Origin of the sequence: Desulfobulbus propionicus DSM 2032 (assembly GCF_000186885.1) — a bacterium.
GTDB lineage: Bacteria > Desulfobacterota > Desulfobulbia > Desulfobulbales > Desulfobulbaceae > Desulfobulbus > Desulfobulbus propionicus.
In genome coordinates this window covers 3,727,288-3,745,198 of the sequence record NC_014972.1, presented here as the reverse complement: position 1 = coordinate 3,745,198, position 17,911 = coordinate 3,727,288, and the positions used below count along the sequence as shown (strand labels likewise).

Annotated in this window: 15 protein-coding genes; 7 read left to right on the top strand and 8 right to left on the bottom strand. The window is 63.4% G+C overall.

Annotated elements, in window-relative coordinates:
• Positions 1-33: 33 nt before the first annotated feature.
• Positions 34-1,401: a DNA repair protein RadA gene (radA, locus tag DESPR_RS16345; protein ID WP_015725909.1), complete on the bottom strand. Its 1,368-nt coding sequence runs from the start codon at positions 1,399-1,401 to the stop codon at positions 34-36.
• 229 nt (positions 1,402-1,630) lie between these two features.
• Between radA and DESPR_RS18650 the strand changes: the two genes are divergently transcribed.
• From DESPR_RS18650 to DESPR_RS16330, 3 genes are all read left to right on the top strand, one after another.
• Complete coding sequence (locus DESPR_RS18650) at positions 1,631-2,044, top strand: acyl-CoA thioesterase (RefSeq protein WP_015725908.1); 414 nt, start codon at positions 1,631-1,633, stop codon at positions 2,042-2,044.
• A 53-nt stretch (positions 2,045-2,097) separates the two neighbouring features.
• Positions 2,098-3,543: a pyruvate kinase gene (gene pyk / locus DESPR_RS16335; protein ID WP_015725907.1), complete on the top strand. Its 1,446-nt coding sequence runs from the start codon at positions 2,098-2,100 to the stop codon at positions 3,541-3,543.
• A gap of 205 nt (positions 3,544-3,748) precedes the next feature.
• Entirely contained in the window at positions 3,749-5,683 is a 1,935-nt protein-coding gene (locus DESPR_RS16330) for a phosphoenolpyruvate carboxykinase (GTP) (protein WP_015725906.1), read from the top strand.
• 207 nt (positions 5,684-5,890) lie between these two features.
• Here DESPR_RS16330 and DESPR_RS16325 read toward each other — a convergent pair whose 3' ends face one another.
• Genes DESPR_RS16325 through def form a run of 4 tightly spaced genes read right to left on the bottom strand, consistent with a single transcriptional unit; the run spans position 5,891 to position 8,993 of the window.
• Positions 5,891-6,349, bottom strand: coding sequence for a phosphatidylglycerophosphatase A family protein (locus DESPR_RS16325; RefSeq protein WP_043770262.1), 459 nt, complete (start codon positions 6,347-6,349; stop codon positions 5,891-5,893).
• 3 nt (positions 6,350-6,352) lie between these two features.
• On the bottom strand, positions 6,353-7,546 hold the full coding sequence (larC, locus tag DESPR_RS16320; RefSeq protein ID WP_015725904.1) for a nickel pincer cofactor biosynthesis protein LarC: 1,194 nt from the start codon (positions 7,544-7,546) through the stop codon (positions 6,353-6,355).
• Positions 7,546-8,487 (bottom strand): methionyl-tRNA formyltransferase, encoded by a 942-nt coding sequence (gene fmt, locus DESPR_RS16315; RefSeq protein ID WP_015725903.1) that lies wholly within the window; start codon positions 8,485-8,487, stop codon positions 7,546-7,548. The genes larC and fmt overlap by 1 nt, the downstream gene beginning before the upstream one ends.
• Positions 8,487-8,993, bottom strand: a complete 507-nt coding sequence (gene def / locus DESPR_RS16310) for a peptide deformylase (RefSeq protein WP_015725902.1) — start codon at positions 8,991-8,993, stop codon at positions 8,487-8,489. The genes fmt and def overlap by 1 nt, the downstream gene beginning before the upstream one ends.
• A gap of 183 nt (positions 8,994-9,176) precedes the next feature.
• Here def and DESPR_RS16305 point away from each other — a divergent pair, with 183 nt between their 5' ends.
• From DESPR_RS16305 to DESPR_RS16290, 4 genes are all read left to right on the top strand, one after another.
• Positions 9,177-10,037, top strand: a complete 861-nt coding sequence (locus DESPR_RS16305; protein WP_015725901.1) for a YkgJ family cysteine cluster protein — start codon at positions 9,177-9,179, stop codon at positions 10,035-10,037.
• 40 nt (positions 10,038-10,077) lie between these two features.
• Complete coding sequence (gene plsY, locus DESPR_RS16300) at positions 10,078-10,695, top strand: glycerol-3-phosphate 1-O-acyltransferase PlsY (protein WP_015725900.1); 618 nt, start codon at positions 10,078-10,080, stop codon at positions 10,693-10,695.
• Positions 10,692-11,024: a J domain-containing protein gene (locus DESPR_RS16295; protein WP_015725899.1), complete on the top strand. Its 333-nt coding sequence runs from the start codon at positions 10,692-10,694 to the stop codon at positions 11,022-11,024. The genes plsY and DESPR_RS16295 overlap by 4 nt, the downstream gene beginning before the upstream one ends.
• Positions 11,025-11,193: 169 nt before the next feature.
• Positions 11,194-12,066: a methylenetetrahydrofolate reductase gene (locus tag DESPR_RS16290; RefSeq protein ID WP_015725898.1), complete on the top strand. Its 873-nt coding sequence runs from the start codon at positions 11,194-11,196 to the stop codon at positions 12,064-12,066.
• On the opposite strand, the gene DESPR_RS16285 is transcribed toward DESPR_RS16290, so the two are convergent.
• From DESPR_RS16285 to acnA, 3 genes are all read right to left on the bottom strand, one after another.
• A complete protein-coding gene (locus DESPR_RS16285; protein WP_015725897.1) occupies positions 12,047-13,438 on the bottom strand; it encodes an MATE family efflux transporter in 1,392 nt (463 codons plus the stop codon). The two genes, DESPR_RS16290 and DESPR_RS16285, sit on opposite strands and share 20 nt — an antisense overlap.
• Positions 13,435-14,988, bottom strand: coding sequence for a B12-binding domain-containing radical SAM protein (locus DESPR_RS16280; RefSeq protein ID WP_015725896.1), 1,554 nt, complete (start codon positions 14,986-14,988; stop codon positions 13,435-13,437). The genes DESPR_RS16285 and DESPR_RS16280 overlap by 4 nt, the downstream gene beginning before the upstream one ends.
• Positions 14,989-15,157: 169 nt before the next feature.
• Positions 15,158-17,839, bottom strand: a complete 2,682-nt coding sequence (gene acnA, locus DESPR_RS16275) for an aconitate hydratase AcnA (RefSeq protein ID WP_015725895.1) — start codon at positions 17,837-17,839, stop codon at positions 15,158-15,160.
• Positions 17,840-17,911 lie beyond the last annotated feature (72 nt).

Below are 17,911 nucleotides of genomic sequence, written 5' to 3'. Positions count from 1 at the left end.
GGGAGGAGCAGGGGGGCGGATGCCGAGGGTCGATCAGGCGCGAAACAGGCTGTCGGCCAACTCCGCCACCGTCCGCACCGGCAGGAGGTGCAATCCTTCCCTGGCCTTGGACTGCAGTTGGCGCGTCGAGGATTCCGGCATGAGAAAGGTCTTGAAGCCAAGCCGGCCGGCCTCGCGCAGCCGCATCTCCATCTGGCCCACGGCCCGGACCTCGCCGGCCAGGCCGACCTCGCCGCAGACCACGGTCCCGGGATCGATCGGTTTCTCAAGAAAACTGGACAGCAGGGCCGCCACCACCCCCAGGTCCAGGGCCGGCTCGATGATGCGGATGCCGCCGGCGATGTTGAGAAAGATGTCGTGATCAAACAGCGTCACCCCGAGCTTTTTTTCCAGCACGGCGGTGAGCAGGGCCAGCCGCTGCGGATCGGCGCCGATGGCGGTACGCCGGGCCGTGCCCAGACTGGAGCGACTGACCAGGGCCTGGACCTCGACCAGGATTGGCCGCGTGCCCTCGACGCTGGGCAACACCACCGACCCCGGCACATTGACCGGCCGCTCGGCGAGGAACAGGGCCGAGGGGTTGTCCACCCCGACCAAGCCGCTCTCCTGCATCTCGAACACCCCGATCTCGTTGGTCGAGCCGAACCGGTTCTTCACCGTCCGTAGAATACGGAACACCTGGCCGCGATCCCCTTCGAAATAGAGCACCGTATCGACCATATGCTCCAGTACCCGCGGACCGGCGATGGCCCCGTCCTTGGTCACGTGGCCGACCAGCAGAATCGGCAGATGGCTCGATTTGGCCAGGGCCAGCAGCCTGGCCGTGGCCTCGCGCACCTGGGTGACCGAGCCGGGCGCCGACCCGACCTCCTCGCTATACACCGTCTGGATCGAATCCACCGCCAGCAGGGCCGGTTGCATGGTCCCGGCCAGATCGACAATGGCCTCGACGCAGTTCTCGGTGGACACGGAAATCGCCGGATCCTCGATGTTGAGGCGGTTGGCCCGCATGCGGATCTGGCGCACCGATTCCTCGCCGGTGACGTAGAGCACCTTGAGCCCCTTGGCCGCCAGCGACGAGAGCAGCTGCAGGATCAGGGTCGACTTGCCGATGCCCGGATCGCCGCCGATCAGCACCAGGGAGCCGGGCACGATGCCGCCGCCGAGCACCCGATCCATCTCACCGATGCTGGTCACCAGGCGGGCGGTCTCTTCCTCCCCGGCAGCCGCCAGCGGCTGGGCTGTCGCCGCCTTGCGGCCGGGGCGGAGGACGAGCGGTTTTTGCTGTTCGCCCAGGCTGTCCCAGGCGCCGCAGTCGGGGCAGCGTCCCAGCCATTTGCGGCTTTCAAAACCGCACTGGCCGCAGACGAAGAGCAGGGTGTCTTTTTTCGGGGTGGCCATGCGCGTTATGCGAGAAAGAGGATGGATGGGTGGAAAAGACCGGAGGGCCTGCCTGTTTTTCCGTGAAATTTTTCAGAGCTTTCTTATCGTAGCCTTATACCCCGGCCCGCCAGGCGGCGCAAGACGTTCGCCCGGGCTCTTCTTCCATCGATCACGACCCGTTTGCCGACCCGAAGACGAGGCGCCTTCCTGCCGCGCTCCATCTTCTGGCGGCAGCAAGGAGTTCGCCATGCACTATGTGGCCACCAAAATCTGTCGGGCCAGCGAAATCGGCCTCAACGGCAACCTCTTCGGCGGCACCTTGCTGTCCTGGTTGGACGAGGCCGGGGCGGCCTTTGCCGGCTATCTCTGCCGCGCCCCCAACATGGTAACCCTCAAGATGGAAGAGGTCCTGTTCCGGCGGCCGGTCAAGATCAGTCACCATGTGCGCATCTACGCCCGGGTATACAAGGTCGGCACCACCTCGCTGACCATCGACGTCGAGGCGCGGCGCTTTGACTTTGAAAAAGATCTTGAGGAACTGGTCTGCTCGACTCGGATGGTTTATGTCAAGATCGATGCCCAGGGCAATGCCAGCCCCATCGAGGAACGGCTGCGCGCCTCCATGGACCAGTCGCTGGGCGACTTGACCCAGCGGTTTTGATTCGTCTGCTTCTGGTTGATTTGTATTCCATCCATTGTTTACACGGAGACGCCATGTACAACACGCCCATTCTGCCCGCCTGTAAAACCAAACTGGTCTGCACCATCGGTCCGGCCTCGGATTCGCCGGAGATGCTGGAGAAAATGCTCGAGGCCGGGATGAATATTGCCCGGCTCAATTTCTCCCACGGCGATTTCCGGGTGCACGGCGAGGTGATTCGCCGCATTCGCCAGGCAGCGGAGCGGGTCAGCCGGCCGGTGGCGATCATGGCCGATCTGCCCGGACCCAAGATCCGCATCGGTACCCTGGCCGTGGAACCGGTCGAGCTGGTCATCGGCGACTGTTTCACCCTGACCACCGAAGAGGTGGCGGGCAATCGATCGATGGTTTCGGTGACCCTCAAGGAACTGCCCCAGGCGGTGCGGCCCGGTGATGTGTTGTTCATCAATGACGGCTTGATTCAGGTGCGGGTGGAAGAGGTCGAGGAGGAACGGGTCCATTGCCGCGTGCTGGTCGGCGGCAAGCTGCGCTCGAAAAAGGGCCTCAACCTGCCGGGGATCGATCTGGGCATCTCCGCCTTCACCGAGCACGATCGGAATTGCATGCGTTTTGCCCTGGAGAACGGGGTGGACGCCATCAGCCAGTCCTTTGTCAACGATGCCGCCGACATCCGCGCGGTGCGCGAGGCGGCGGCCGCAATGGGTTACCAGCCCTTTGTCATTGCCAAGATCGAGCGCGCCTCGATCCTGGAGAAGATCGACCAGATCCTGGACGAGGCGGACGGCGTGATGGTGGCCCGGGGCGATCTCGGGGTGGAACTGCCGATCGAGGAGATCGCCATCATGCAGAAGCTGATCACCTCCCGCGCCAACCTGTTCGGCAAGCCGGTCATCACCGCCACCCAGATGCTCGAATCCATGACCAACAACCGCAGACCGACCCGGGCCGAGGCCACCGACGTGGCCAACGCCATTCTCGACGGCACCGACTGTGTGATGCTCTCCGAGGAGTCGGCCATGGGCCGTTATCCACTGGAGGCGGTGCGCATGCTGATGCAGATCGCCGTGGCCACCGAACCGCACCGCACCCGCCACAGTTACCGCAAGATGCCCGAACACCCGGTGTATACCGAGATTCGGGAGGTGGATTACATCGCCTCCAGCGTCAATGCCATCGTCAGCCACAACGATACCGTGGCCGCCATCCTCGCGCCCACGGACAGCGGCCTCACCGCCCGGCGGTTGTCGCGCTACAAGCTGCCCACTTGGGTTCTGGCGGTGAGTGCCAACAAGAAGACCTGCCGGGAATTGCTCTTTTCCTACGGGGTCTTTCCCCTCTACGAGATCAATCACCCGGCGGACTGGACCGATTTTGCCCGTGATTACGCCTTGAAATACAATCTCAAGGGAAGCTGCATCATCCAGACTGAAGGGCCGTCACCCGAAAACCCGCACCGGAACCACAAGATGGAGATTATCGATCTCCGCGAGATCCGTTGAGAGAGCGCCGTGCGTGTGCCGCCCTGTGCCCAGTTTCTTGCCGTCAAAGGACGGCTGTCTTTTTTTGGAAAAGCTCAAAAATAGCGTATTCTTGTTTGCGTATTCAGGAAAATCGAGCTAAATATTATATTTTACAAACTTGTAATCAACTGTGGTACAACAGTTCCCCCCTATTAATTCAGAGAGAAAATCCCACGGAGGCAGGATGTTGGAGTTTAAGAAGGGCGTTGATATTTTATCAACGGTTGGCGGTGTTACGTCCATCAATGAGGCCAGGAAACTGTTCGAGCAGCGACTCGACAACGAACATCGCGGCCGGCTCGCCATGATCAAGAATGAAGAGGCGCTGCTCAAGGTTGCCAACGCCATTGCCATGTGTGATCCTGATCAGGTGTATATCCATACCGGCAGCGAAGAGGATTGCGCGACCGTGCGGCGGATGAGTTTGGAGAAGGGAGAGGAAAAACCGCTGGCTCTCCCCGGCCACACCATCCATTTCGACCTGCCCGAAGACCAAGGCCGTATGGTTGACCAGACCTTCTATATCGTCAATGACGACGAACAGGTTTCCTCCCTGGCCAAAAAAGAGCTGCGGGAAACGTCGCATGCATACATCCGCGACACCATGCGCGGCATCATGCGCGGCAAGACCATGTTCGTCGGCTTCTACAGCCGCGGGCCCGTGGGTGCCCAGGCCTCCATCCCGGCCATCGAGATCTCCAGCTCCACCTATGTGATGCATTCCGCCGAGCTGCTCTACCGCAACTGTTTTGCCGACTTTGACGCCGAGGTGGCTCGCAGGGGCGAATTTTTCACCAACGTCCACTCCGAAGGGACAAACCGTTCCGAGGATGTGCCCCGGGCCCGTATCTACATGGACCGCAGCTGGCAGACCACCTTTTCCTTTCTCTGCACCTATGCCGGCAACACCCTGCTGATGAAAAAGGGCAATCACCGTTTTGCCTCCGACTGCGCCATGTACAAGCGCAACGGTGAGGAACTTTCCGAGCACATGTTCATCACCGGCATGACCGGCCCCGGAGGTCGAAAGACCTACTTTGCCGGCGCCGCGCCCTCGGGTTGCGGCAAGACCACCACCGCCATGGTCGGCAGCGATTTTATCGGCGACGACCTCGCCCAGATGTGGATCGAGCACGACGGCACCCTGCGGGCGGTCAATCCGGAGATTGGCATCTTCGGCATCATCGAGGATGTCAACCAGGACGGCGACCCCTACCTGATGAAATGTTTGCGCCAGCCCGGTGCCGAAGTGATCTTTTCCAACGTCCTCATCGACGAGCAGGGTAAGCCGCGGTGGACCGGCGACGGCGAGCCGCTTGCCGAAAGCGGGGTCAACTTCCAAGGCAAATGGACCAAGGACATGACCGGCGTGCCCATGTCCCATCCCAATTCGCGCTGCACCCTGCGGGCGGAGACCGTGGGCAACCATAACAGGGCCGCCAATGCCGACCCCAAGGGGCTTGTGATCGAGGTCATCACCTACTCCGGTCGCGACAGCAACACCATGCCGCCGATCTGGGTGGCGAAAAACATGGATGCCGGGGTGGCCATCGGTGCCTCGATCGTTTCCAAGGCCACGGCCGCCGAGATCGGGGCCAGCGGTGTCAATCGTCAGCCTTGGGCCAATACCCCCTTTGTCGCCGGGCCGTTGACCGATTACCTCGATGCCCAGCTGGCCTTTTACGGCAACCCCAAGATGACCCGCAAGCCGGTCATGGCCGGACTCAACTACTTCCTGACCCACGAGGCGCGGGGCGGGAGCGGCACGGGATTGCTCGGGGAAAAGCGGGATGTCCATGTGTGGCTGGGGTGGCTCGAACTGTATGCCCATGGCGATGTCCAGGCCATTGAAACGCCCATCGGCCTGATTCCCCAATACCAGGATCTGAAGAAGCTGTTCACGGACAAGATCAACAAGGAATATCCCGAATCACTCTACACCATGCAGTTCTCCCTCTACATCGACAACGTGGTTGCGCGTATCGATCTGCAGGAAGCCGCCTGGCGCAAGGAACAGGGCGCGTCCGAACGGCTGTTTGCCGTCTATGCCGAACAGAAGGCCGGTCTGCTGGCACTCAAGGCCGCCAAAGGCGGGATCGTCAAACCACAGGATCTGTAACCATTTTTTCAAACCTTCCGCGAGCCCCTTGCTTTCCCGCAAGGGGCTCGTTTGTTTGTCGAGCGAATTCAGGGGACAGTATATTTATATCGCTCCGACCTGAGCATCGATGCATCCTTGGTCAGGGCAAAAAGGGCAAGGGCGGAGGATGTTGGAGATGCCAGGAATGGCCTCGGTTATCCTGAATTTTTCCGCGTGCATCCTGCCCTACATCATCCGCACCAGCCACAAACCGAGTTGGAGGACCGCCAGGGCATACAGTCCGGCCACCACATCGTCGAGCATGATGCCCAATCCACCGTGGAGATGGGTATCGACCCAACCGACCGGAAAAGGCTTGAGGATATCGAACAGGCGAAAGAGCGCAAACCCGGCGAGTGCGGCGGCCGGATGCGCGGGAGCCAGGCTGAGGGCAAGCAACTGGCCGACAATCTCATCGATGACCACGAGGCTTGGATCGCCCCGGTCGACAATCTTTTCCGCCGCGCCGGCGCTGAACACGCCGATCACGAACAGAATGCCCAGGATCGACCAATAGGAAGTCGGCTGCAGGCGACAAAGGACCAACCAGAGCAACACGCCCACCGCCGATCCCCAGGTGCCGGGCGCTTTGGGCAGATAGCCGCTGTAGGCTCCGGTGGCGATGAACATCAGCAGGCGGTCCACGGCTCAGACCTGCCTCGGAGAACTGTGCCGCTCCACGGCGGCATAGACCTCGCGCAGCGGCACCCGATGGGCTTCCGCGACCTGGCGGCAGACCTCGTATTCCGGGGCGATGACCGTGCCGCCGGGGGTGACGATCTTCTTGGCCGTCAATTCACCCCAGGGGGTGGTCACGCTGACCGTCTCGCGGGGCAGGGTGATCCGTTGCTCGCGCCGCATGCGCAGGCCGATGGCGCTGGTTTCGCTGAACAGCACCGTGGTGAGGGCATCGCGGCTGGCCGGATCGGCGATCACCCGTAGCAGAAAGCCGGGCCTCCCCTTCTTCATCTGCATGGGGATCAGGCAGACATCCAGGGCGCCTTCGGCCATCAAGCGGGCGCTGACATGGGGCCAGAATTCCGGATTCCAGTCGTCCACATGGGTCTCGATCACCTCGACTTGCTGGACCTCGGCCACCTCGACGCCTTGGCCGAGAAGGAGGCGCAACAGGTTGGGCCGGCCGTCGGCACGCTGCAGGGAACCGGCGCCGTATCCAGTGTGCGTCAGCCGTATCGGCGGCATGGGCCCGAAATCGTCGGCCAGTTCGGCCACCAGGGCCGCGCCGGTCGGGGTGACCAGTTCCTGTTCCAGGTGTTCGCCATAGACCGGCGCCCCTTCCAGCAGCCGGCACACCGCCGGTCCGGGCAGGGGAATGTCGCCGTGGGCGCAGTTTACCCAGCCCCGGGTCAGGGGCAGGGGCGAGCAGATCAGACGACCGATGTTGAGCGCCTCAATCCCGGCCACCGTGCCGACGATGTCGACCAGGGCATCGACCGCGCCGACCTCGTGGAAATGGATGCGGTTGAGGGTGGTGCCGTGCACCGCGGCTTCGGCCTCGGCCAGGCGGGTGAAGACGGCCAGGGAGGTATCGCGGACCCGTGGCGACAGGTCGGCCCGGTGGAGCAGGGCGCTGATCTCGGCCAGATGACGATGCGGGTGATGGTCGTGATGAGCATCGTGGCGGTGCTGACAGACCACGCTGACCCGGGTGGCGGCAAATCCTTGAACAATCGGATGCTCCACCCGCAGGGTGACACCGTCCAGGTGCAGGGCCGCCACCACCCGATGCAGCACGGTCTCGGGCACTCCGCTATCGATCAGGGCGCCGAGCAGCATGTCGCCGCTGACCCCGGAAAAGCAATCGAGATAGGCGGTCAGCATCAGGTAATAACCATGCCGGGCTGCAGGCGAATGCCATGCAGGCAGGCGGCCACCGGCATCCGTTTCTTGCCCTCGGGCTGAATGTCGCGAAGAAGCAGGCAGTCTTCGCCGGTGGCGATCAACAGGCCCTGGCTGTCAACGCGGCAAAGGGTACCGGGCGGATCAGCCGGGCGGACCGGGACGATTTCGGGCGAGAAAAAGCGATAGCGCGTGCCATCGATGAAGCCGTAGGCCGAAGGCCAGGGGTCGAGTCCCCGGATCAGACAGTGCAACCGGGCGGCGGGCAGGTTCCAGTCGAGATGGCCCATCTCCTTGCGCAGCATCGGCGCCATGCTGGCCAGGGCGTGATTCTGGGGGCGTGGGGGTAACTGGCCCTGCTTGAGCTGCTCGACGGCCGTGACCAAGGCCGCCCCGCCGAGCTGGGATAACCGGTCAAACAGTTCGCCCGCCGTCTCCTGCGGTCCGATGGGTGTCGGCACGATCAGGAGGATGTCGCCGGTGTCCATGCCTGCATCCATCTGCATGATGGTGACGCCGGTCTCGGCCTCGCCATTGATCACCGCCCATTGGATCGGCGCCGCACCTCGATACTGGGGCAAAAGCGAACCGTGAACGTTGATCGCTCCGAGGCGGGGCAGTTGCAACAGGCTCTCAGACAAGATCTTGCCGTAGGCCACCACCACCACCAGATCCGGCGCCAATTCCCGCATCTGCGTCAAAAAGACCTCGGTACGCACCGAGTCCGGTTGCAGTATCGGCAGGCCATGGCGTTCGGCCAGCACCTTGACCGGCGGCGGGCTGAGCACCTTGCCCCGGCCGCGCTGGCGGTCGGGTTGGCAGACCACGGCCACCACCTGCTCCGGTCCGTCGATCAGGGCCTGGAGCGAGGGCACGGCAAAATCGGGCGTGCCCATGAACACGATTCGCAGCGGCAGGTCCATCATGTGTCCTGGAGGATTTTTTTCAGCTTTTTCTTGTACAGGGCGCGCTTGAGCGAACTGAGCCGGTCGATGAACAGGGTGCCGAGCAGGTGATCGACCTCGTGCTGGATGATGCGGGCAAAACGGTCTTCGGCGTCGAATTCCAGCGGATTGCCCTCCCTGTCCAGCGCAGTGACGTGAATTTTTTTGAAGCGCTTGACCTTGTCGTAGCACTCGATCACGCTCAGGCAGCCCTCCTCGTCGGTGACCGACCCCTCACCAGCGGAAATCTCCGGATTGATCAGGACGAGGTAGTTCCGCTCGTTGTCCTTGGTGGAGCGGTCCACCAGCACCAACTGCCTGGCCACGCCGATTTGGTTGGCCGCCAGGCCGACACCGGGGGCATTGTACATGGTGTCGGCCATGTCCTCGATCAGGGTTGCCAGTTCCTGGTCAAAGACGGTGATTTTTTCCGCCTTTTGCCGGAGCACCGGATGCGGATAGGTGATAATCTCTCGAATAGCCATTTTCTGTGATGGGTTGGTGGTGCGCGGCACCGTTCCGGGTGGTGGAAAGTTGTTTTTTTATGTAATCAGTTTGCGGGCCAAAGTAAAGCCGTCTGCGCCCCGTGGCCGGGGTTGGCGAGCTGGCGGCTTGTTTTTCGGCGGTTTTTTGTGTAGGGTGCGGGCCAAACTTTTCCTGGGAGCGACATGGTCGAAAAAGAAGCGTTGACGGAAGGATGTGCCCTGTTGCGGCAGCCGGTCCTGCCCCTGGTCTCGATTGTTCAGTTCTTGTTCCTGACCGGCGACTTTGCCACCGTGGACGAGGTGATTGCCGAGCTGCCAGCGGAGATCGAGACCGGTTTTGCCTGCTATGCCGACGCGGCGACGATCCTGGCGCCCTACAGCGATCTGCTCCAACCCCTGGCAGCGTTCAAGGCCGGCCAGCCGCCCCGGGAACGGGTGATCGACATCGACGGCCAGCCGTTGGAGGCTCTGAGCGCGACCACGGCCCTGGTGGCGCAACGCGTGCTCACCCGCGAGCTGGAACGAATCAACAGCCTGCTGTGCGCGCCCTGCGGCTGCGTCCTGTGCTGTGTCGGACCGGAGGCGGAGATGGCCCAGACCTGGTTTGAGATTCCGCTGCGGCCGGGCGAACACGAGTTGTTCCCGCTCACGCGGGTTGACACGTCGGCCTCCCGCTCCTGCCGGCCAGGGGACGAACCGCCGCTGCAGGTGGCGAACGGCGAGTTTTACGATCGCACCGACCCGCTGCTGATCCACTGGCAGCCTGGCTGGAGCGTGATCCTGCCCACGGCCAGCCGCTGTCCCAACCTGGAGCTGTCGGGCCGCTGCCGGGTCTACCCGCACCGTCCCGAGGTCTGCCGCCGACCGCAGATCTTTCCCTATGTGGTCGAATCGGTCGAACACCAAGGACAGCCAGCCCTGCGGCTGCGCCAATCCCTCCTGGCGGTGGTGGACTGTCCCTATGTCCGCCTGCTCCAGGAGGAGATCGGCGCCTATGCCGCGGCCTGCGAACTGGAAATGATCTTTCGGCACAACAAGGCCTAATGCCTTGCCTGTCATTTTTTGACCCGCATAACAAACGCGTATGAACAGCCTTGCCATTATCTGTATAGTTCTGTCCTATCTGCTGGGGGCTGTTCCCTTTGGCCTGCTGCTGTCCCGGCGCAGCGGCATCGATATCCGCACCGAGGGGAGCAAAAACATCGGCGCGACCAACGTCACCCGCCTGCTCGGCAAGAAGATGGGCGCCCTGACCCTGGTCCTGGATGTCGCCAAGGGCTATGTGCCCATGTTTCTCACCGCCATGCTCTTCCAGAACGCCCCGCATCGCGACCTGATCATCGCCCTGTGCGGTGCGGCCTCGGTGCTGGGCCACATGTTTCCGGTCTATCTGCGCTTCAAGGGCGGCAAGGGCGTGGCCACCGCCCTGGGTGCCTTTCTCTGCCTTGCCCCGGTGGCGGTGTTTGGCTGTGTGCTGGTCTTCGTTGCCTCGGTCTTCCTTTCCGGCTTTGTCTCCCTGGGCTCCCTGCTCGGCTCGCTCTCGATCCTGCTTTGGCTGCCCTTGCTGCATGCCCCGGCTTGGAAGCTGGGCCTGGCGGCGTTCATCGTGGCGATGATCTGGACCAAGCACCGGGAGAACATCGGCCGGCTGCTCAAGGGCACGGAAAAATCGTGGAAACGGAAGGTCGAGGCCGAGACGTGAACGCCAAACAGTGGCAGGCCATCGAGCAGGCGGCCAAGGTGCTGGGGCTCGGCGAGCGGGCGACGCTGGCCGAGATCAAGCGGGCCTATCATCGCCTGAGCAAGGTCCATCATCCGGACACGGCCCCCGGTGAGCAGGGCGGCGAGCAGATGTACCGGATCACCGCCGCCTATGAGCGGCTGATGCACTACTGCGCCGACTACCGGTTTCCCCTCAGGCGGGAGGATGCCGGCAGCGATGAACGCGACATCTACGACCCCGAGGATTGGTGGCAGGCCCGGTTCGGTCAGGACCCGGTGTGGAGCGGAAAGAAAACCCGGCGACGGTAACCGCCATGGGGATGGCCCTGTTACAGCAGGCGTATCCCTGCATGGCCAGGTGATTGGTGGAACCTGAGAGAGTCGTCTAGACAAAAAGACCAGAGGTCGATTTCACCCTGACGGCCCGACGGTGCGTAACGCCATCTGACCGTCAGGATCATGGACAAGGAGTACGAGAATGCAGATTCCGCAACTGATCAAAGAACGCAGGCCGTTTGTTTCCCTCGAATTTTTCCCGCCGAAAAAGCAGGAAGAGTGGCCGGCTTTCCTCGAAGTGGCCCAGGAACTCAAGCAACTGCACCCTCTATTCGCCTCGGTGACCTACGGCGCCGGCGGTTCCACCCAAAGCAACACTCTGGAGATCTGCGAGCGGCTGATCACCAGCTGCGGCTTTGAGGTCATGCCTCACCTGACCGGGGTTACCGCCAATCCGGAGAAAATCGACGGCTTCCTGGAGGCCATCAAGGCCCTGGGTATCGACAACGTGCTTGCCCTGCGCGGCGACCGGCCGACCGGCTTCACCGGCAGCGATGCAGAACTGTTCGCCGCCTTCCCCCATGCCTCGGACCTAGTGACCTATATCCGCAGCCATCATCCGCGGTTGGCCATCGGCGTGGCCGGATTCACCGAAGGCCATGCCGAGGCCCCCTCCTTTGCGGCGGACCTTGAAGTCATGCAGCGCAAGGTGGAGTGCGGGGCCGATTTCGTCATCACCCAGCTGTATTTCGACAACCGGACCTACTTCGACTATGTGGAACGGCTGCGGGTCCGGGGCGTGAACGTGCCCATCGTGCCGGGCATCCTGCCCATCCGCAATCTGGGTTCGCTGCGTTTTGTCCTGGAGATGTGCAATGCCCGCATTCCGGGCCGGTTGATCAACGCCCTGATCAAGGCCCACGACGAGGGCGGGGCCGAGGCGGTCTACGAGATCGGCGTGGCCTACGCGCGCGAACAGGTCAAGGGGCTGCTCGCCGGCGGGGCCCCCGGTGTCCATCTCTACACCCTCAACAAGGCGGACATGTGTCTGCAGGTCATGGACGGTCTGCTCTGACCCCCTGTCCCGCCTGCCGTTCCAGCCGGCGCAGCATGATCCGCACCCGGCCGCCGAGCAGCAGGGCGGCGACCACGAGCGCACAGATCAACCCCACCCAAAAGCCCTGGGGGCCCGGTTCCAGGTTCCCCAGGCGTTCCAACCCCAGGCCGTAGCCCAACGGCAGGCCAATCCCCCAATAGGCGCAGAGCATCAGCAGCAACGGCACCCGCGTGTCCTTGCAGCCGCGGAGAATGCCGCCGGCATTGACCTGCATTGCATCCGGCAGCTGGAAAAGGGCGGCGTAGCCCAGGAGGACCACGGCCAACTGCCGGACCGCCGGGTCGGCGGTGTACAGGGCGGCGATTTGAGGGGAAAAGAGCAGGATGCCCCCACAGGTCAGCACGGCGCCGATCAGGGCCATGCCCAGGCCGGTGCCGGCAATGCGCCGAAGCCGCCGAATCCGTTTCCTGCCGATGGTGAACCCCACTCGCACGGTCAGCGCCGTGGACAGGCTGTAGGGCAGCATATAGACCTGGGAAGCGAAGTTGAGGGCGATCTGGTGCGCGGCCACCACCTGGGCGCCGAATTTGGCGATGAACAGGGCGATGATGGTGAAGATCGAGCACTCGATGAACAGGGCCAGGCCAATGGGCATGCCCAGACGAAGGAAGGCGGCCACCGAGGTTGTCGCGGCTTGGTCGGGGTGCAGGGCAAAAAGCCGTGCCGTGCCATCGATCCTGCTGCGACCCAGGAGCAGGGCCATGAACCCGAGCATGGCCAGGATGGAGAACGAGGTCGCCCAACCGCAACCGGCCCCACCCAGGGCCGGCAGGCCGAGCTTACCGTAGATCAGCACGTAGTTGGCGACAATGTTGACGCCCAAACCGAAGAAACCGGCGAACATCGACAACCGGGGCAGGGCCAGGCCATCGCCGCCGCCCTTGAGGGCGAAAAAGATTCCGCCCAGCGGCAGGCCCCAGGAGATGGCGAACAGGTAGCGGCCGGTGATCGGGATCACCTCGGGGCTTACCCCCATCCACATCATGAACGGATCGGTCCACCACAACAGCGGCATCAGCAGCAACCCGGCCACCAGGCCGATGCCCATGCCCAACCGGATCGCCCGCCGCACCGCCTTGCCATCGCCCCGGCCGTGCGCCTGCGCCACCAACGGGGTGACGGCGCTGAGCAATCCGAGCAGAAACACATACACCGGGATGAAGATCGAAAAACCCACCGCCACCGCCGCCAGATCGACCGCCGAATAGCGGCCGGCCATGACCGTGTCGACAAAACCCATGGCGGTCTGCGCCAGCTGGGCCAGGAGCAGCGGCCCGGTCAGGCGGAGCAGGGCACGGGCCTCGTGAAGGATGAGGGAGAGGGTGGTCATGATTCGGGAAGGCGTCCCCGCTCAGGAACGATCCGCCCCTCCCGGTGGCGGCTCTGCCGCTTGGTCAGCGATTCCCCCAACGCCCGCCGTTCTTCCGGCAGGCAGGTGACATTCTCCTGAACCGTCTTCGGCAGCACTCTGCCCTTGATCACCAGGATGTCGGCGGCCAGCGCGTTCGCGACCACGCTTTTTTTCTGTCCCTTTTCCTCGGTCAGATAGCCGAACAACAGTTCGCTCAGGCGCGGCAGGCCGATCTGCCAGGTGGCCAGGGTTTGGCGGTACAGCCAGCGGCTGAAGGCGGCAAAGCCGGCGAAAACGTCGCCGTCCGGCCAGAGCAGCGGCGCGGTGCGGCGGAAATTGCCGCTGTTGTAGACCAGGTCCCAGAAGCGGGCCAGCCGTTTCATTGCCTGCATCTGATCGAAGCTGATCAGGTCGTTCTTGAGGATCTCGTAGGGCGGATCGGGCGCGTAGACCATGCCGTGGACCTGGTCGTGGCGGGTGATGGCCGTGCCGGAGAGTTTCTTGAGGATGCCGATCTGGATCTCGCCCTGGGTCTGGGCGACCAAGGTGTTGAGGTTGCGGCCAAACTGTTCGATCGGCTCGCCGGGCAGGCCGACGATGAGATCGACATGGAGGTGGGCCGCGGTCTCTTGTTCAAGGAAACGGAGATTCTCCCGGATGCGGTCGACATCGAGTCGCCGGCTGATGTTGGCCGCGATTCGGGCATCCATGGTCTGGATGCCAATCTCGAGTTGCAGGGTCCCGGCCGGGAATCGGGCCAACCGTTCCTTGATCGCTTGCGGAAAATGGTCCGGAATGACCTCGAAGTGCACGTGGAAGGGTGGCGTTTTCGCCAGGAAATAGTCGAGAATCCGCGCGGCCGTGGCCGGATTGGCGTTGAAGGTGCGGTCGACGAACTTGAAGGTCCGTGCCCCCCGCTGCCAGAGGGCCTCCATCTCGGCCAGAAACCAATCTACGGCAAAGGGCCGCACCCGTCGGTCGATCGAGCTGAGGCAGAATTCGCAGCGGAAGGGGCAACCGCGCGAGGCCTCGACATAGGTGAGGCGGTGGGCCACGTCGTCGTTGGTGTAGAAGGGATAGGGTGAGGCCAGGGTTTCGACCGTCACCGGCTCGGCCTGGATGATCCGTTTTGCAGGCGGTTGGTGCGCGAAAATTGCCTGGCAGAGTTCACGAAAAGCCTGCTCGCCCTCGCCCTGGATGAGGTAGTCGGCCTCGCGCAGATCCACCCGCAGCGGCAGGTGGCTGACCTCCGGGCCGCCGAGCACCACGATCGTCTCCGGCGCCACCCGTTTGAGCACCCCCACCAGTTGCCGCACCGGGGCGGCATTCCAGATATAGACGCCGATCCCCACCACCCGGGGAGCGGAAGCCAGGATGCGTTCGGCCATGTCGGCGATGTGGTCGGTGAGGCAGTATTCCTGGATGCGCGCCTGGGCTTGCAGATCGCCCATATTGGCGTACAGCCAGCGCAGGCCGAGGCTGGCATGGATATAGCGGGCGTTGATGGTGGTGAGGATGATGGAGGACATGAGCGCTGTCAGAACTGGATGGTCGAAGTGGTTGACCTCTTGGGGGTGGAGATGTCGCCTGCTTGTCGCGATATCAGAAGAAAAGGCGCAGCAACTTTGGCGTTGCTGCGCCTTGCCCGCATCTTGATAGCCTGGAGCGATCCTTTGATCTACCTGTCCGGCTCCAGGCTCATCGTCCCTGCAACCGTTGGCGCAGCACCTTGTGGAGGATGCCGCCATGGCGGTAATAATCGATTTCCATGGCGTTATCAAGCCGCAGCAGGACTTCGAGGCTTTCGGTGCGGCCGTCGGCGCGGTCGATGCGCAGGTTCACCCCCTGTCCGGGGTTGAGTCGTCCGCCAAGCCCCAACAGACTGATGGTCTCGCTGCCATCCAGACACAGGGTCTGGGCATCCACCCCTTCAGGAAACTGCAGCGGCAGCACCCCCATGCCCACCAGGTTGGAGCGGTGGATGCGTTCAAACGAACTGGCGATCACCGCCTTGACTCCGAGCAGCATGGTGCCCTTGGCGGCCCAGTCGCGCGAGGAGCCGGTGCCGTAGTCCCGACCGGCCAGGACCACCAGTGGCGTGCCTGTCTGCTGGTAGTGCATGGCGGCGTCATAGATCGGCATTTCCACCCCCTCGGGCCAAGCCTTGGTGTAGCCCCCCTCCCGCTCCACCATCCGGTTCTTGATACGGATATTGGCAAAGGTGCCGCGCATCATCACCTCGTGGTTGCCGCGTCGCGAGCCGTAGCTGTTGAAGTCGGCCGGTTGGATGCCCAGGTGCTGCAGGTAGCGGCCGGCCGGGGTCTGCGGTCCGATGCTACCGGCCGGGCTGATGTGGTCGGTGGTGATCGAGTCGCCGAACAGGGCCAGGATGCGCGCGCCCTCGATAGTGGCGATCGGTGGGGGATCGGCGCTCAGCTCCTGGAAGAAGGGCGGCTCTCGAATATAGGAGGAGTCCACATCCCAGGGGTAGAGGTCGGAGGTACCGGCGGAAAGCGCCTGCCACTGGGCATCGCCGCTAAAGACCGAGCCGTAGCTGAGGGTGAATAGATCGGGCGTCAGGCTCTGGCGGACGGCAGCGCGGATTTCCTCGGTACTCGGCCAGAGGTCGCGCAGATAGACCGGTTGCCCCTGGCTGTCGGTGCCCAGCGGTTCCTGATCGAAATCGATCAGCACCGTGCCGGCCAGGGCATAGGCCACCACCAGCGGCGGCGAACCGAGGTAGTTGGCCCGGACCAGCGGATGGATGCGGGCCTCGAAGTTGCGGTTGCCGCTGAGCACCGCCGCCACCAACAGGTTCTGGTCGCCGATCGGGGCGGCGATGGCCTCGGTCAGCGGACCACTGTTGCCGATGCAGGTGGTGCAGCCGTAGCCGACGACCTGGAATCCCAGGGCCTCGAGGTCGGGCAGCAGACCGCTTTGTTCCAGGTAGCGGGTGACCACCCGCGAGCCGGGCGCCAGGCTGGTCTTGACCCAGGGTTTGGCCATGAGGCCGCGTTCCCGCGCCTTGCGGGCCAGCAGGCCGGCACCGATCATCACGTCCGGGTTGGAGGTGTTGGTGCAACTGGTGATGGCGGCGATGACCACCGAGCCGTTGGTCAGCTGACGGGCCGGGTCTTCCACCGTGGCTGCGGTGGAGGCGGCCAGCTGTTTGTCGAACTGGCGGAGGAAATCCTCGCGCACACCCGAGAGCGGCAGCAGGTCCTGAGGCCGCCGAGGTCCGGCCAGGCTCGGCACCACCGAATCCAGCACGATGTCGTAGACCACCGAATAGCCCGGTTCCGGATGTTCCGGTCCAAAGAAAAAGGACTGCGCGCGGCAATACTGTTCCACCAGATGGACCAGGGCTTCGGGCCGGCCGCTGGCGCGGAGGTAGCGCAGGGTCTCCTCGTCCACCGGGAAGAAGCCCATGGTGGCGCCGTATTCCGGGGCCATGTTGGCGATGGTGGCGCGGTCGGGCAGGCTCAAGCCCGCCAGGCCCGGACCGAAAAACTCGACAAAGCGGCCGACCACGCCCTGGCCACGGAGGAAGCGGGTAATGGTCAGCACCAGGTCGGTGGCCGTGGTGCCGGGTGGCAGGGAGCCGCTGAGGCGCACGCCCACCACTTCGGGAATCTGCAGGGAATAGGGCTGGCCAAGCAGCACCGCTTCGGCCTCGATACCGCCCACGCCCCAGCCCATCACTCCCAGGCCGTTGACCATGGTGGTGTGGGAGTCGGTGCCGAGCACGCTATCCGGATAGAGTACCGGCTCGCCGTTCTGTTCACTGCTGACCACCACCGAGGCCAGGTATTCCAGGTTCACCTGGTGGACGATACCGGTACCCGGCGGCACGACGCGAAAATTGCGGAAGGCCTGCTGGCCCCAGTGGAGCATGGTGTAGCGTTCGCGGTTGCGGGCCATTTCCAGCTCGACGTTGACCTGGAGCGCATCAGCGGTGGCCGAGCGATCCACCTGCACACTGTGATCGATGACCAAATCGGCCGGAATAAAGGGGTTCATGGTCGCCGGATCACCACCGGCCCGGGCCAGGGCGGAACGCATCGCCGCCAGATCGACCAGGGCGGGCACGCCGGTGAAATCCTGGAGGATCACCCTGGCGGGCATCAAGGGTACTGCCTCGGGGCTGATCTGGTCCGGCTGCCAGGAGGCAAGGTTGTCGATATCAGTATCGCTCACCAAGCCCTGCGGGTAATGGCGCAACAGATTTTCCAGGAGAATACGCAGGCTGTAGGGCAGGCGCTCGATCGGGCCGTAACCGAGACTCTCCAGGGCCTTGACCGCAAAGATGGTGTATGTCGTGCCGTCCACCTGCAGCGTGGTCCGGGGATTGAATTGGTTGAATTCCTTGGATGCGCGCATGGGGTCTTCCTCCGAATGATGGGCCAATGGTGAGAATGACTCTTTGTACACGATGTTGCCCACAGCGCACAA